Raw genomic sequence first — 15,973 nt, 5'->3', positions numbered from 1 at the left:
TTTTTAAGGTACTGATTCAGCGGTTACCGGCCACTGCAACCCACTGACGGGAAACAATGGACTGTTCAATGGCGGTGAGGATCTGTTGATTTTGCAGACCAAACGCAAAATTCGGATAACAGTCGTTATCGCTGCAAACCCCCTGCACCAGATCGTGAACTTCAATGACTTTTACATCAAAATAACCGAGACCGCCGCCGCCAAAATCAAAGCCGAAGAAGCCCGCATAGGCCGGAATCTGGCTGCCTGCAAAAAGGGTTTTGAAACCGCGATCGTGTTTGTCATCACTCAAGCGATAAATTTGCAGCTCATTGAAGCGTTCACCGTCCATATAAATTGTGCCCTTGGTACCGGACACTTCCCAGAACACGCCGAAAATGCGTCCTGCCGCGATGCGCGATGCTTCGATTACGCCGCTGGCACCGCTCGTAAAGTTCACCAGGCACTGCACCTGATCGTCATTTTCGACCTCGCGCCATTCCGCATGCTCATTAATATGACTGGCATAACCAGCATCGACCTGTGGTACCGGCCGCTGATGCAAATAAGTCTGGGCGCTGGCGGTCACCTCGCTGATCCCCCCCATCAGAAACTGCGCAATTGAAAGGGTGTGAGCTCCCAGATCGCCTAGTGAACCGCTGCCGCCAAGTTTCCTGGAACAGCGCCAGGACCAGGGTAGTTCGGGATCGTTATAAAAACCCTGGTCAAAGGTGCCCCTGAAACGGATCGGCGTACCAATATCACCGCGTTCAATAATCTGTTTTGCCAGTAGCGCTGCCGGCGTTTTAATATTATTAAAAGCCACCATCGTTTTGACACCTGCCTGTTCGGCTGCCAAGGTCATCTGCAGCGCCTCTTCCATGCTGACGGCCAGCGGCTTTTCGCAATAAACATGCTTGCCGGCGGCAATCGCTGCCAGTGCCATTTCGTAATGCAGATGATTGGGTGAGGTGATATCAACCACATCCACATTTGGATCATTTACTAATTCGCGCCAGTCGCCATAGGCTTTATCTGCACCAAAGCGCACCGCATTTGCGTCAGCGAGCGATTGATTCTGATCGGCCAATGCATACAGATGGGGACGCTTTGGCAGATCGGGATAAATCATGGCAGCTCGACGATAAGCATCAGCATGCGCCTGCCCCATAAAACCTGAGCCGATAAGACCAATATTAAGCTTCTCTTTCATTGAGCAATCTCCTCTGCTGGCGCGGACAACTGGAAAGCATGTTGTGCCCAGTTAAATGCACGAGAGACCGCAGCAAACGGCTCTTCTTTTCTCGGATCCTGTTCGGCTTCAACAATCAGCCAGCCCTGATAATCTGACATCGCAACAAACTCAATCAGAGGTGAATAATCGATACATCCCTCACCCGGCACCGTAAACAGCCCAGCACGTACCGCATCATTGAAACTGAGATCCTCTCTTCTCACTCGTTGCAGGACATCCGGGCGAACATCTTTCAGATGAATATGGACCACACGGTGGCCATACTTTTTTAATGTCTGTGTCAGGTTAACGCCACCAGCGTAAGCATGCCCGGAGTCCAGAACCAGCCCGACGCTATCGGAGGTTTTTGCCAAAAATTCATCCAACTCCTGATGCTGTTCGACCAGCATCATCAGATGGTGATGATAAGCAAGTTTGAGGCCAAACCTGTTCAGCAAAATGTCTGCAAATTCATTGACTTTATAGGCATAAACGTCAACATTCAGGCTGGTTAAAACCGGGGACAGAGAGAGCGGCTCGTCCAGCGGATGAACGCCAGGCATTTTTGCGCATTCGCCATAGACCATGACGTTTGCCCCTAATGACCGCAGTAACTCTGCGTGAGTTTTTACGGCAGCGATTTCATCTTCAACGCTTCGTTCGGCAAGAAATCCACTGTGCCAGCCAGAAGCGAGTCGCAGGTCAACTCCTTTCAGTAAAGGGGCTAGTTCAGCCGCGGTGCGGGGAAATTTTCTGCCTAACTCTATACCGCGGTAACCAGCAGATGCGGCCTGTTCAAGGCAGGTTTCAAGAGGGATGTTATTGCCTAAATCAAGCAGAACGTCATTGGTCCAGCTCAATGGGCTGACACCTAACTGGATACGTGGATTCATTGCGAAAGTGCTCCTTACAGGTCAATTTAAGAGCACTATAAAAAGGGCGTCAGTCTAACTGTTATCGTTTGAATGAGGTAAAACCCTCATCCGAACAAAGTGCCGCATCTTGAGATTTAAAGTGTGATCTGCATTAAACATTCTGGAAGAGCGAGCTTTATGTAAGATATTACTTACAGTCATCATTGTTTCACTTCAGGACTGGTGACGCCGCTCTCTCGCTCGAAGCATAAATTGGCGTCCTTATCATTCCTTCTATTAACCTAATGCCATTAGTTTTTTGCGCAGCGATTAAGCATCAGGCCAGAATGAAGTCATTCCATTTGGGTATTTCGGCGGGGATAACAAGTGTTGACTCATGGCTGATGAAATGTGCAGCGGCTGAAAACTCTTCATCATCGGCTTCAATCGTCATGTCAGAAACCCGGTTATAATACCGGGCGCCCGCTTTCGTGAACCGGCTTTCTTAACGCGTGTGCCAAGATAAACCCCGTCCTTGCCTGTAAGGCACTCCTTAACGATAAAAATGCCCGGCCAGTAAAACGGATGGTGTGCCCGCCTTCACATAACCTGAGCGACACAGGTGGCATGCTGTCGCGATATGAAGGAGGGCATCATGATAAAGAAGCCATAGCCTATGTGAGATTCTCAACTGCTTCCCAGCAGTACGGTGATTCCCTGCGGCGTCAGAACGCGCTCATCTCTGAGTGGTTGTCTCAGCATCCGGATTATGAGCTCGATGACATCACCTATCAGGATCTGGGGCTCAGTGCTTACAGCGGCATGAACGCCACCCGCGGCGCGCTTTACGACTTTCTTGACGCCGTAGAGCACGGCTACATAGCTGCCGGAACTGTTCTTCTGGTTGAGAGCCTGGACAGGCTGTCACGTGAAAAAATCAGCGATGCCACCGAACGACTCAAGAGCATTCTGCGGTCCGGCGTCGAAGTCGTCACGCTGTGCGATCATACTCACTACAGCATCGACTCGCTTGATGACCCCTATGTTCTCATCAAAGCTATTCTCATCGCACAACGTGCAAATGAGGAGAGCGAGACGAAGTCACGTCGCATGCGCGCGGCCTGGCAGAAAAAACGGGAAGATGCAGCGGCAACCGGGAAGCTCATCACGCGCAGCTGCCCGCGCTGGCTGACTGTTTCCCCTGGCGGTGAGAAGTTTGAGCTGATTGAAGAACATGCCAGGACCATTAACCTGATATTCAGGCTCAGGCTGAAAGGCTGCTCACTCAATGGCATCACGAAAACGCTCAACGAACGCGGTGTTCCCACCCTGACGGGGGAAATCGGGCGGTGGAATCCCAGCACCATTGAGAGTCTGCTGGGTAACAAAGCCCTGACGGGCACGTTTACGCCGTCTTATCAGACGATGGCAAAAGGCGTCAGCGAAATCCGCGGCTATTTTCCCCCGGTGGTTCCGGACAAACTGTTCCACGACGTGCAGGGCGTCCGTCTCGCGCGGTTCGGTAACCCCGGCGTCAGCGAGAATCCTTACCTCATTAATATTTTCAGATCCCTGATGTACTGCGGAACGTGCGGGCATTCCATCATGCTGACCAGCGTCGACAAAAAGGGCGCGGGTTATTACGCCTGTCCGATGAGGCGCCTGCATCGCTGCAGCGAACCGGCCATACGACGCGATCACGTTGATGCAGCGCTGGTGGGCGTCCTGCTGTGCAGCATGGATATGCTGCAGGCAAACGGAACCGTCATGGGTACCGCCAGTCAGCTGGAAAACCGTCTGGTCGAACTCAACATGAGCATCAACCGGCTTATCGCTGCGCTGCAGATTGCGCCGGACGTTCCGGAGCTGGCCATGAAGGTGCGGGAACTGAGTAAAGAGCTGCGGGCGGGTGAACTGAAGCTGCGTGCCCTCAGAAACCGGGGCGTGGCCGGCTCCGGGGAGTGGATAGCCGGACTTAACCTCGCTGACAGGCGTAACCGTGAACGATGCCGCGACTACGCCGCCCGGCACATAGACAGGCTGTTTCTGCATACTGCTGAGGGGCGCTGCGATGTACATTTGCTCAACGGACTCAGGCTTATTAACTTTCCGGTAAAGAAAAAACTTCCCGTTTCATCCTTCATCAGCAGCCTTGCCTACCTGTGTGGAGACACGCTGATTCTCTGACCCTACCCCATTCCCGCAAGCGGGTTTACTGCATTTCACTTTTTAAAACCGATCCGTTCTATCGGTCTACACAGTAGCGGGACTGACTGTCCGGTAAACCTACGGTGTTCCAGCAAACACGCCCAGTGTCTGCAAGCTGCCGCATTATATCGCTGCCTCTGCAGGCTAAATGCCTGTCTGACATCCAGGTTTGCCATTATCAGAAGTCACACAGGTAAGATGCACGCAAAGATGATCTGCCAGGCACACCATCGTATTTTCAATTTAAGTCTCGCGTACATCCAGCCTTTCCACTACTTCAAACTCTTCAAAAACTAACTCCATTTCTTCTGAAAAGGTCCCTTCGCGCTCAAAAAAGCGGCGGTGCTCCTGCCTCCAGTACTCAAGGCTCAAATCACCTTCGCCCTCTTTTCTTGCCAGCTCAGGCATGACATCGCAGAACCGGGTAACGGATGTTGCGAGGGTCCTGATTACACATACCGCCTGCCCTTTGCCGTTTAAAATAATACTGTAACTCCCGATGGCAGGCGCTTCACCCCGCGCAGTTTCCTTCTGATAAGCCACCATAGAGGTACAGGTTGCCGTTTTCAGGCCATCGAGAACCAGCTGCGCAAGCTCGTCTGCCAGTGCCGGACTGTCGCCAAATTGCCATGTCAGTGCGCCAGGGTATTTCTCGTTTAACAATGCAGTATCGTTCACTGTAGTCAGCTTCCTGTTCAGATTATCCTAGCGCAACAGCCGGCAGACAACTGGCTGCTACAGGTGAGGTTTTTTATTTCGATTCAAAAATATGACAGCAAAAATCAAACAAGGCGAACTGAATACGGCATTTTTGCTAAGCCCGCGACCTACCCGCTTCAGGCAAAGGATGACGCTCCATTCCATCAGACGAATAACCGGTGAGTTTCAGGCGGCACTCACCGCCTGAGAGGCATCAAAGAGATAAACCTGACTCAGCGATGAAATCAACAAAGCAGCGGATCCGCGGAGAGAGATACCGGCTGGCCGGCCAGAGTGCCGAGAAATAGCCCTGCCTGATGCAATAGCCCGGTAATACTTCAACCAGCTGCCCGCTGCTCATGGATTCGCGCACAACAAAATCGGGCACATAGCTTATCCCCATGCCCGCAAGGCTCAGGCGAACAGACGCTTCTATATTATTTACTGTCAGAAAAGAAGCGGCCTTCACGTCAGCATGGGGCTTCATGTCGCGCAGCTCCCAGGGCTGGAGCAGCCCCGTTGAGGGGAAACGAAAAGAAATGCATCTGTGCATCGCTAACGCTTCAGGGGAGTCGGGCACACCGTGCTCTTTCAAATAATCAGGACTAGCACAGAGGATAAAACGAAAGTCTCCGAGCCTTTTTGATTTCAGTCGCGAGTCCGCGAGCTCACCACTTCGAATGGCCACATCAAATCCTTCATCAATGATGTTGACCAGCCGGTCGCTGAAATCCAGATCCAGTTCTATTTCAGGGTAACGGCGTGAAAACGCAGGCAGAAGCGGAAGGAGCAGCCTGTAGCCAATAACAGGTAGTGAGACCCTGAGCTTCCCGGCGGGCTGTGCCACGCTGTTCGTCAGTTCTGACTCTGCCTCATGCAGCTGTTCAAGTATGTGCTGACAGCGGACCAGGAGAGCAGCCCCCTCCTCCGTCAGACTCACGTTTCTCGTGCTGCGGTTTAAAAGGCGTACGCCAAGTTTTTGCTCAAGTCTGGCCACATTTTTTCCGACCGCGGAGGCAGATATCCCAAGCAGCCTTGCCGCCTGCACAAAGCTCCGCGTTTCGGCTGTCCGGACAAAAGAAGTGAGCGACGTCAGACTGTCCATCGATTATAAACCTGATGTCCGCAAAGAAGGGAATTCCAGTGTATTTATCCGCGTTTACGTCTGCAATAACATCCCTGCAATTTTTGACGTATTCACATCACGGATCCAGGGTCACACTATGCTTACTTCACTCAGAAAGCGCAGCCGGTACATCAGCAGAATGGCATCCTTTTCTGTTTATCTGGCAGCGGTACTGCTGCCCTTAAGTTTTACTGGCGGTGTCATCTCAACGCCGGCAATTCATCATACGCTTGGCGGCTCGCCGGCGGCGCTGTCATGGCTGACGAATGGATTTATGCTGGCTTTCGGCAGTTGCCTGCTGCCAGCCGGCGTTGCTGCGGATGCCATCGGCAGGAAGCGTATTTTTACTGCAGGTGCAGTTCTGTTTTTTCTGAGCAGTGTGGTGATCGGTCTGGCGCAGGGTCTTTTTATGGCTGGGTTATTCAGGTCACTACAGGGGCTGGCGGCGGCCCTGATATTAGCCAGTGGCAGTGCCGCGCTGGCCTGCCTTCACGAACGCACCAGCAGGACACGCGCTTTCAGCTTACTAGGTACCATGTTTGGCGCAGGCCTGGCTTTCGGCCCGGTATTACAGGGCTTTATCACGGATGCGCTGGGCTGGCGTTGGCTGTATGCCCTGTTAGCGCTGCTTGCAGGCATTGTGTTATTTATCGGGGCTGCGTTTCTGCCTGCATCACAGGAACGCGCACAGCAGAAACCCGACATAGCGGGGTTAATGCTGTTTACTGCAGCCCTGATACTTTTCACATCGGCGGTAATGCTGATACCGGCCTTCGGATTGCTATCATTTGCCGTGCTCGTTTTGCTTGTCTCAGCCGGGCTGTTTTTAAGCGGTTTTGTGGTGCGGTGCCTGCGTATTCAAAATCCGGTTCTGGATATCTCATTGCTGCTGCGTCCACACTTTGCCGGCGTCCTGCTGCTTCCGGTAGCAACATGCTATTGCTATGTGGTGTTGCTGATTATTCTCCCGCAGCATTTTATGGGCGGTGACGGAATGAGTGAGGCTCAAAGCGCTGTTTATCTTATGGCGCTGACGTCTCCGATGCTGATTTTCCCATCCGTTGCCGCAGTGCTGACACGATGGTTTTCGCCGGGAACCGTTTCAGCCATGGGGCTTACTGTGTCAACGGGTGGGCTGCTTTTACTCGGATACGCCTTAACCGGCGATAGCAGTAGCTTTCTTGTGCTTTCACTGATGCTGACCGGCACCGGCGCGGCTTTTCCCTGGGGGCTGATGGACGGTCTGGCCCTCTCTGCGGTGCCTGTTGAGAAAGCCGGCATGGCCGCAGGCCTCTTTAATACCGTACGCGTTGCCGGAGAGGGGATCGCGCTGGCAATGGTGTCTGCTTTTTTAACCGTCATGAACACATTCACGCTTGAGAAAAATGCGCACGGGTATCCCCCAGAGGTGATTCATCGGGCGGCTGCCTGGCTGGGAAGTGGTAATAGTGATGAAGCCGCTACGATTTTACCCGGTTTTCCCGGATGGCTACTACACGACAGCTATGACAGCGCCTATACGACGCTTTTCAGCGTGCTGGCGGCCATCACGCTGTTTTGTGCGCTCGTGACAGGAGTCATGTTAAGCAGGAAAGCAGAACCTTGTCCGGCAAGCACGATTTTGACCAGAAAAGGGGATGAAATCCTGAGCGAGAAAGATGGCGGACGTTAATTTTATCATGTCAGCCCGCTGCCAGAGCAGAGATGCAACAAGGTCTATTGCGCGGAATTTACAACGCTATATCGTGTAGTTTAGTCAGCAGCACAAGCGTCCCGTACCGCTTATGGGGCTGGAGACAGTTTTTATCCTCTACAGGAGAATCAGCAATGGAACATCAATATACCTCGCACATATTCTGGACCGGGAATCAAGGCACTGGAACATCGGGATATAAGGCGTATGCGAGGACCTGGGACATCGCCATTACCGGCAAAGAGGTTATCCATTGCTCAAACGATCCCCTGTTGGGTGGCGATGCCACTAAAATGAATCCTGAAGACCTTCTGCTATCCTCGCTTTCTGCATGCCACATGCTCTGGTACCTGCACCTTGCCTCAGATGCAGGGATCGCTGTTCTGGAATATGAAGATTCTCCGATAGCCACGGGGGAGGTGTTGAAAGGCGGTGCGGGCAGATTTACTTCGGCTGTACTGAGACCCAAAATCACGGTAGCAAACGGCACTAATCTTGACTCTGCAATGGCCATTCATCATGAAATCCATAAAGTCTGTTTTATAGCAAGGTCAGTGAATTTTCCGGTTCGCTATGAGCCTGAATTTGTTACCCGTCATCAATAAGAATTCGTCCGCACGCGCTCTAACGGCCGCAAACCTGAACGCCACTGTATGTGAGGGGCAATGACGATCATTTTTGTCCTTTTACACCGGGTTAATGGTTTTGGCATCGGCAAAGCCAATGATGACAGCAAGGGGCCGGTCCACCAGCAGCGTTCATGCGGGTTACCGCTGGCTGACTCAGCCCGAATGACAGCAGGAACAAAACCGCTAACGGTTTAAAAATCCCTGCCCGGCCAGGGACAACGTTTCATTGCCGGCAACGATAATGTGGTCAATCACCCTGACGGCGATAAGGCTGAGCGCTTTTTGAATGCGCAGGGTAATGGCAACATCCGCTTCTGAAGGTTGCGGCCTAAACGACGGATGGTTGTGACTCAAAATCACCGCCGATGCATTCAGCTGCAGCGCACGCCGGGCAATCTCGCGCGGATGCACGTCTACCGTGGCCACCGATCCCCTGAACATTTCGTCGCAGGCGAGAAGCCGGTGCTGATTATCCAGAAACGCTACCGCAAACACCTCGTATTCGTGGCGGGCAAGTTTTGCCCGGAAGTACGCTTTTGTATCGGCAGCGCTGGAAAAAGGCGCACCGACCGGATATCGATAATCGATGGCCAGCATGGCCTCAGCCAGAACCTGACTGTCGCTCGCCATCACGTATTCTCCCTTCTCATTCAGGGCGAAAAGCCGGCTGAAAAAGCGTACGCGATGGCTCGAGGGGTGCTGAGGCCCCTCTTCTGATCGCCGTTCAGAACACTCAACCCTTTTCTGAAACATCGCCTGCCTCCCGTTCAGTTCCCTGACTGACTTTTACAGCATTGATATCCGCCTGCGCACAACGGGCATGCAGTCTCCCGCTCGCTGCGACTTTATGTGACCGGGATGTGTTCGTCACGCAGGCACGCTGACACCAGCTCCAGGTCAAATCCAGCAGATCGCTGACGCCCACTCCGCGCTGGCGCCACCCGGCGTACCAGCGACGGTAAGTACCGGCAGTCTGGAACGCAAGCGCCAGTTCCGCCGCGCAGAGTAATGCTTCCTGCTCCTCTGCCCGTCGGCGCAGTGCCCTTGCAGAAGACGTGACAATGGTCGGCCGCGATGATGAAGCCCCGGCCGGGCGGGCAGCGTTAAACCGGAGGAGATGTCCGGGAAACACGCGATTAATATCCGGCCCGGCACACGCTGAGGCAAGTGCATCCTCGAAGTTCTGTAACGCGCTGCCGTGCGGTGCGCCCGAATCGACGTTGCATCGTGGTGTGATTTCGGAGAAAGCGCCCTTTGAGTTCATGCGCACCCGCCTCTTCTGCCCAGAACAGCCACAATTTCTGATGGTATGAAGCCGTCGGCTAACATGTTCTCTACGCGCGCCAGAAGCTCACCAATAGCCTGCGGCTCAAAGTGCTCTGTGTTCAGCACGTACAGGCCGGTGTGATCGGGATTAACCCAGATAAGCCCGTGCCAGAACGGTGACTCACTGCCCGGACTCAGGATATCGAGCGTGACGTGAGGATTTTTTTGGTGCGTCAGGCGCAGGTGTACCGGGAACACCCCGCCCCACTCGCCCCGACATTCGCAGTCGGCCCGCCAGGCATGGCTGACGGGCAGCGCGTGCAGCACGGCGCCACACAGCCGCCGGCGAAACGCCTCGCCCCGCGCGCGGTAGGCTTCGAAATCGTCAGAGCTGAATGTCTGCAGACGTTGCAGCGTCACGCTTTCATCGCGCGTCAGCTCGCTGCCGGAGCAGCAGCGGTAACCCGCGCGCCGGCGGCCGTAATACGCAGATGTCTTGTCGTGGCGTTTTTTTCCTTTAGACTGAGTCGCTGACATATTTGGGTCCTTCATATCTGATGTGTCATGCCCTGCGCGGAGTGTCCGCTCCGCCAGGGCAACCCCGGCCTTTCCGGCCGCCTTTCTGCTTTGTTTCCCGCTGTTTTCACCTCTGTCGCCGCCCCGCGTAAGCGAAGCCACGTCATTCAGAATGGGATATCGTCATCAAAATCTGCCGGCGGATAGTTGCCCTGCGGCGGTGCCAGGGGTTCCGGCTGCGACTGAGCCGTACCGCGCCCGCCCTTGCCACCGTTACCTGCCCCTGCAGGTGTCTGCTGAGGCTGACCGCTCTGCTGGCTGCTGAACGGCTGTCCGGTCTGTGCGCCTGTGTTGCCTCCTCGCCCGCCCAGCATCTGCATGGTGCCGCCGACATTGACCACGACCTCGGTGGTGTATTTGTCCTGTCCGTCCGTGCCCTGCCACTTGCGCGTGCGCAGCTGGCCCTCGATGTAGACCTGCGAACCTTTGCGCAGGTATTCCCCCGCCACCTCGGCAAGCTTTCCGAACAGCACCACGCGGTGCCATTCGGTTACCTCCCTGTTCTCACCGGTCTGCTTGTCGCGCCAGCTTTCCGACGTGGCCAGCGTAATGTTTGCGACCGCGCCGCCGTTTGGCATGTAGCGCACCTCGGGGTCCTGCCCCAGATTTCCGACCAGGATGACCTTGTTGACGCCCCGTGAAGCCATGTTCGTTCTCCTCATGCAGTTGGTTTAAAACCACCTCACCCGTTGAGTTTCGGGAGCCGCGGTGTTGACGTTTTGTGGAAATCGGCTGGTTTTTCCTCCGGTATTCACTTCACCCGTTTGAGATCCTTCGCCGCGAGGGCGTAAACCAGCGCGGGTGACGGCAGGCGTCCGGGGCGACGGGGAAATTTATTTCTGGTCTGACGCAGTGGCCGGAAAAAAATTTTCACGGCGTGAATTTCACCCTGGACGACCACGGTGCCTGTGCTTGTCTCAGCCCCGGCGAATGGACTTAAACCGGTGAAGCCTGGCGGAAAAGCACAGCACGATGCAGCGGCAACGGCGGCTTTGCGGCAGCGAAACGACGTTGCGCCTCAGAGCGGCGGCGGATTTTAGCCGGCGCGGTTCGCGCCAGCCCGCGGGCTGGCTGCAGGTCAGGCTGTGGCCCTGCCATTGTCTTTGCGCTGTGGTATGGCCGGATTACGGCCGTCAGGGGTTTGCGATACTGGCGCTGAGGCCGGTCACGAGTGGTAAAAACAGAGGGGGGTAGGATGAGATGGTTTTCAAAACATAGTCCTTATGCGAAAGCTCCCTGAAACGGACAGCAATCATACACGCCGGTCTCCGGTTAAAAAGCCTTCACCTGTTTTTTCAGAGGAGCGCCAGCTGCCTTGTGCATCGACTTCAGATCTGAGTCCATCTGCGGTTCAGCCTCACACGCATTTAACGGTACGGTGAAGCTAACAAGTGAAGTGCGTCAGCTCTGCACGGCTTTATCCACACTTTGTCTGAACACCCGGGGTATAAAGCTGTGGATAGTCTGCGGCAACCTTTTCTGCCCGTAGCTCACGACGATTGATTAAAAAACGCACTAAGCAGGTGGCACCACTATTGCACGCCCCTGTCCGGAAGGATTACTGAAATATTTTATTTTTCAGTGATATGTCAAATTAACTATCAGCCGCCGTTTCGTTGCTACTTGCCAGATAATTTCACCTCAATAATACTGTACGTATAACCAGTATAATTCAGAGGAGGATTTTTATGCGCACTTTATTTACAGCAATGACAGCAATTACCGGCAGGTCAGCCATTTTCCCGGGGACCGGATCATGAATCCGGGCAGTTTTGCCGGGGGCCTGACACTGCTCTGGCCCCCGCTTTTTACTCCCCGCGTCAGGGTACCCCTCTATGCAGAGCCCTGCGCCGCAGGGTTTCCCTCTCCGGCGGCAGATTACGTTGAGAAAGAGCTGGACCTGAATGAACTCTGCATCCGCCGGCGCGCCTCTACTTTCTTTGTCCGCGCCAGCGGCAACAGCATGCGCGATCTCGGGTTGTGCGATGGCGACGTCATGGTTGTCGATCGCGCCGAGAAGCCTTCCCACGGCGATATTGTTATAGCCGAAGTTAACGGAGAATTTACGGTCAAGCGCCTGCAGCTGCATCCCCGCCCCGCCCTGCTCCCGATGAACCCCGCCTACCCCGTGATTTATCCGGAGGAGCTGCAGCTGCTCGGCGTGGTGACGTGGTTTTTCAACAGCACGCGCGCGCGGAGGTGATTATGCCCATGTTCGGACTGGCCGACGTGAACGCATTTTATGCCAGCTGCGAGGCGCTGTTCCGCCCGGATCTGCGCGGTAAGCCGGTTGTGGTACTGAGCAACAACGACGGCTGCGTCATTGCGCGCAGCGCCAGCGCAAAAAAACTTGGCATAAAAATGGGCACGCCATGGTTTCAGATAAAGAACCAGCTCTATCCCGAAAAGGTATTTATCTTCAGTTCGAACTACGGGCTTTACCATATTATGTGGAATGCAATTTGTACAAATAATTAGCAAATTATTCTCGAAAGTTGATATCGGGACGAGACAATCAATCGGATAAGTGGCACGAAAGGCTGTTTAATGGCGGGGCGCTTATCGTTGGAGTTTCGCGTTTTTTCTGATGGGGAGTGTCGAAAGGTATGGAAATGTGCTCATGGATTAAATGAATGACAGACTGTGTTTTCCGTCCAGCATACATCTGGAAGTGGGAAGACCACTTTGAGCGCGCCCGTCAGGCGCTCTGAAGAGAACCTGGAATTTCATCATTGCACTATAGTCCTCGTGACCGGAGCAAGCCCTTCATTTTGTAGTTGAAGGGCTTGTAAGTGGAGAGTCAGTTCAGTTGATTCTTACGTCAGACCCGAAACGTCTCGACCATGCCACGAAGGGAGTGCGCCTGTTCAGAAAGCGATCGGGAGGCCGATGACGACTCCTCGACGAGAGCAGCGTTATTCTGCGTGACACCGTCCATCTGACTGACCGCAATGCTGACCTGCGAGATACCCTGCATCTGCTCAGAGGATGCCAGCGAAATAATGTCCATTAATTCCGCCAGTTCCCCGACCATACCCACAATATTGAGTATGCTCTGTCCGGTACCTGATGCCACGCTCACACCACTTTCAACCTGTTCTACAGCCTGCTCAATAAGCGACTTTATTTCTTTTGCTGCAGTTGCACTTCGCTGTGCAAGTGTACGAACCTCACCGGCAACAACAGCAAATCCTCTGCCATCCTCGCCTGCCCGGGCGGCTTCAACAGCTGCATTCAGTGCAAGAATGTTGGTCTGAAAGGCAATGCCCTCGATGACACCGGTAATGTCGCGGATCTTTTTAGCACTCAGGGATATGTCATTCATGGTTTCTGACATGCGGCGGACATCTGTCTCTCCTGATCGCGCGAGCACCGCCGTTTCTCGCGCTGAAGCTGCCGTCTGCTGTGCGCCGGCCGTATTACTTTTCACTGTTGCCGTGAGTTGTTCCATGCTGGCGGCCGTTTCCTGCAATGCAGCCGCCTGTTGCTCAGTGCGTGATGAAAGCTCTGTATTTCCCTGAGCGATCTCGTCTGCCGCCAGCGCCACACCGGATGCGGTTTCTTTGATCTTTGATACCAAACCGCGCAGCTGACTCTGCATGCGGGCGAGCGATGCCAGCAGACTTGTTTTATCATTGCGGCGAAGTGGCACCGGTGATGTCAGGTCACCTGCTGCAATGGCGGCCGCCAGTACCTGTGCCTGCTGAGGTTCACCACCCAGCTGCCGCATCAGCACGCGGACGATAATGACACCCGTAAAAATGGAAACGATAACCGAGATTACGGCCAGAATGATCAGCGTAAGAGAGGCCCGGCTCACGTTACGACTGTTATCACGAACGGCGTCCTGGCTGCTGTGCATCTGGATATTCGTCATTTCATTCAGATTATCCAGAAGAGTACGTTGCACCGGCCTGACCGTATTCATCAGATACGCTGTGGCTTCCTGTGGACGGTTCTGCAGTCCGAACTGACCGGCCTGTTCCAGACCTGACAGAACGGCGGCTTCATTTTCACGGACTATGGTGAAGGCAGCGCGTCCTGCGGATGAGGCGTCATCTGCCAGCATGGACTCCAGTGCTTCCCGGCTGCGTATATATAAGGTTTTCTGTGCCTCAAGGCGCTCCCACTCGGGCTGCATGGCTTTCGGATCGGACAGCAGGGCCAGATTTCGGGCCGCAATGGCCATGTCGCGTAATGCGCCCCGCATGTCCAGAACGATCTGATATTTTTTCATTTTGACATTAATCACGTCATCCATTCCTTCGCGGGCGCCGGAAAGCGCCTTTAACGAAAGTCCGGTGCAGAAGATGAACAGCAGAATAAGCAGGCCAAAACCTGCGGCCAGACGGGTTGATATTTTCATTGGGTAGCCCTGAGTGTTAAGTGACAGGGGAAGTATCGGCAGAAGTGGGCGTCAGGACAGGTCTGATGAAGCGGGTCGGGGGGAGGGAGCAGATAGTTATGCACCATACTTCTGAATCATCAGGCTTTTTATGTTCATTAAAAACTATGCCGTTCTTACGGTTATGGTGGCTGGTAAGGCATAGCCGGAAAATCGATTTCCCTGAGCGGGGTTTATCTGCCACGCTTCTTCTGAAGCCCTTAAGCGGGCAATGAGTCTTATCCCTTACCACCCCTATGCAGGAAAAATGATGATAAAAAAATACAGGATCCCGGGACTGACCGCGGTGGCGCTTCTTCTCATCAGCACCCTCGCCGGTGCCGCAGAGGCGCGCTGGACGTTTGATGGCGATATCCACAACAATTCTCTTGCTGTCAGTCCCGATGAAAAAACGGCGGTGGCGTCCTACAGTGAGCGCCCTGACGTGGTGGTCTACGACCTTGCCACCGGTAAGGTCAGGAAGGTGCTGAAGGGATACGTCACCCCCCGTAATGCGCTTTTTACTCCGGACGGTAAGGCCATATTTCTTTCTGACAGCAGTCTGGGCGTGGTCAGAAAAATCAGTACCGGGACGCTTGACGTGGAGACCTCGCTGCCGCTGGGTCCCGGGGCATTCGGCACAGCTATCAGCCGTGACGGTCAGCGCCTGTATGTGAATAACGAAGCCGCCAGCACACTTTCGGTGTATGACCTGACCCACAACCGGCCCGTTTCGGTCGTGACGGGTTTTGCTCAGCCCCGTCAGGGCATCAAAATCAGCCCGGACGGCAAAACCGTCTACGTCACCAACTTTAAGGGCGATAAAATCACCCTCGTTGACGCCGTAACGGGCGAGATTCGCGGCGAGATAACCGGCTTCAGCAAGCTGCGCGCCATTTCTGTCAGCGCCGACGGCCGCACGCTTTACGCGGCTAACAGCGGGAGCAACACCATCGCCGTGGTTGACACGCAGAAGCGCGCCATTACGTCAACCATTCCCGTGGGGCAGGACCCTTACGGTGCCGCGCTGACACCGGATAACCGCTATGTTTACAGCGGCAACCTGGGTGACAACAGCCTCTCCGTTATTGATACCGCGGCCGGTAAGGTGGTCGCCACCGTTACCGGACTGGATGCGCCCCGTCAGGCCATCGTTTTCAGTAAAGACGGTGCCCGCGCGTGGGTGCTGAATAAAGACCTCAGTATTTCGGTGGTTGACCTGAAACAGAACCGCGTCACGGCCACGATTAAAAGCCCGCCGAAGGCCTGATTCAGTCCCTCCCTCACTCCGGTGCTGTAATAGTCCTTTGCAGAGTGGGGGATGG

General features: G+C 54.3%; 14 protein-coding genes and 1 pseudogene. 6 read left to right on the top strand and 9 right to left on the bottom strand.

The window, feature by feature from the left end; translation table 11 throughout:
* Positions 1-16 precede the first annotated feature (16 nt).
* Entirely contained in the window at positions 17-1,192 is a 1,176-nt protein-coding gene (locus D8B20_RS21200) for a Gfo/Idh/MocA family protein (protein ID WP_145892023.1), read from the bottom strand.
* Positions 1,189-2,106, bottom strand: coding sequence for a myo-inosose-2 dehydratase (gene iolE, locus D8B20_RS21195; RefSeq protein WP_145892021.1), 918 nt, complete (start codon positions 2,104-2,106; stop codon positions 1,189-1,191). Before iolE ends, D8B20_RS21200 begins: the two co-directional genes overlap by 4 nt.
* A gap of 639 nt (positions 2,107-2,745) precedes the next feature.
* Here iolE and D8B20_RS21190 point away from each other — a divergent pair.
* Positions 2,746-4,254, top strand: a complete 1,509-nt coding sequence (locus D8B20_RS21190) for a recombinase family protein (protein ID WP_261388133.1) — start codon at positions 2,746-2,748, stop codon at positions 4,252-4,254.
* A 264-nt stretch (positions 4,255-4,518) separates the two neighbouring features.
* Here the strand turns inward: D8B20_RS21190 and D8B20_RS21185 are convergent, their stop codons facing one another.
* Both D8B20_RS21185 and D8B20_RS21180 read right to left on the bottom strand, forming a co-directional pair.
* Positions 4,519-4,953 (bottom strand): ASCH domain-containing protein, encoded by a 435-nt coding sequence (locus tag D8B20_RS21185; RefSeq protein WP_145892017.1) that lies wholly within the window; start codon positions 4,951-4,953, stop codon positions 4,519-4,521.
* Between the two features lie 235 nt (positions 4,954-5,188).
* Positions 5,189-6,079 carry a LysR family transcriptional regulator gene (locus D8B20_RS21180; RefSeq protein ID WP_145892015.1) on the bottom strand — a complete coding sequence of 297 codons (891 nt, stop codon included), beginning with the start codon at positions 6,077-6,079 and terminating at the stop codon, positions 5,189-5,191.
* 118 nt (positions 6,080-6,197) lie between these two features.
* Between D8B20_RS21180 and D8B20_RS21175 the strand changes: the two genes are divergently transcribed.
* Positions 6,198-7,772 carry an MFS transporter gene (locus D8B20_RS21175; RefSeq protein ID WP_186454483.1) on the top strand — a complete coding sequence of 525 codons (1,575 nt, stop codon included), beginning with the start codon at positions 6,198-6,200 and terminating at the stop codon, positions 7,770-7,772.
* A 155-nt stretch (positions 7,773-7,927) separates the two neighbouring features.
* Positions 7,928-8,398, top strand: coding sequence for an OsmC family protein (locus tag D8B20_RS21170; protein ID WP_145892013.1), 471 nt, complete (start codon positions 7,928-7,930; stop codon positions 8,396-8,398).
* Between the two features lie 207 nt (positions 8,399-8,605).
* On the opposite strand, the gene D8B20_RS21165 is transcribed toward D8B20_RS21170, so the two are convergent.
* The 4 genes from D8B20_RS21165 to D8B20_RS21150 form a co-directional block, all read right to left on the bottom strand.
* Positions 8,606-9,019, bottom strand: a complete 414-nt coding sequence (locus tag D8B20_RS21165; RefSeq protein WP_261388132.1) for a JAB domain-containing protein — start codon at positions 9,017-9,019, stop codon at positions 8,606-8,608.
* A gap of 136 nt (positions 9,020-9,155) precedes the next feature.
* Positions 9,156-9,686 (bottom strand): plasmid SOS inhibition protein A, encoded by a 531-nt coding sequence (locus tag D8B20_RS21160; RefSeq protein WP_145892009.1) that lies wholly within the window; start codon positions 9,684-9,686, stop codon positions 9,156-9,158.
* Positions 9,683-10,225 (bottom strand): conjugation system SOS inhibitor PsiB family protein, encoded by a 543-nt coding sequence (locus D8B20_RS21155; protein ID WP_186454476.1) that lies wholly within the window; start codon positions 10,223-10,225, stop codon positions 9,683-9,685. The genes D8B20_RS21160 and D8B20_RS21155 overlap by 4 nt, the downstream gene beginning before the upstream one ends.
* A 146-nt stretch (positions 10,226-10,371) precedes the next feature.
* Positions 10,372-10,911 (bottom strand): single-stranded DNA-binding protein, encoded by a 540-nt coding sequence (locus D8B20_RS21150; protein ID WP_145892005.1) that lies wholly within the window; start codon positions 10,909-10,911, stop codon positions 10,372-10,374.
* Positions 10,912-12,020: 1,109 nt separating this feature from the next.
* On the opposite strand from D8B20_RS21150, the gene umuD reads away from it, so the two are divergent.
* On the top strand, positions 12,021-12,467 hold the full coding sequence (umuD, locus tag D8B20_RS21145) for a translesion error-prone DNA polymerase V autoproteolytic subunit (RefSeq protein ID WP_145892003.1): 447 nt from the start codon (positions 12,021-12,023) through the stop codon (positions 12,465-12,467).
* An 8-nt stretch (positions 12,468-12,475) separates the two neighbouring features.
* A pseudogene (locus tag D8B20_RS21140) lies at positions 12,476-12,727 on the top strand (Y-family DNA polymerase); the annotation flags it as partial.
* A gap of 358 nt (positions 12,728-13,085) precedes the next feature.
* Here the strand turns inward: D8B20_RS21140 and D8B20_RS21135 are convergent.
* Positions 13,086-14,630, bottom strand: coding sequence for a methyl-accepting chemotaxis protein (locus D8B20_RS21135; RefSeq protein WP_145891999.1), 1,545 nt, complete (start codon positions 14,628-14,630; stop codon positions 13,086-13,088).
* Between the two features lie 289 nt (positions 14,631-14,919).
* On the opposite strand from D8B20_RS21135, the gene D8B20_RS21130 reads away from it, so the two are divergent.
* Positions 14,920-15,918 (top strand): YncE family protein, encoded by a 999-nt coding sequence (locus D8B20_RS21130; protein ID WP_141497004.1) that lies wholly within the window; start codon positions 14,920-14,922, stop codon positions 15,916-15,918.
* Positions 15,919-15,973: the final 55 nt, after the last annotated feature.

This window comes from Candidatus Pantoea soli (assembly GCF_007833795.1).
In the GTDB taxonomy this organism is placed as follows: Bacteria; Pseudomonadota; Gammaproteobacteria; order Enterobacterales; family Enterobacteriaceae; genus Pantoea; species Pantoea soli.
This window is presented reverse-complemented; position numbering and strand designations above follow the sequence as displayed.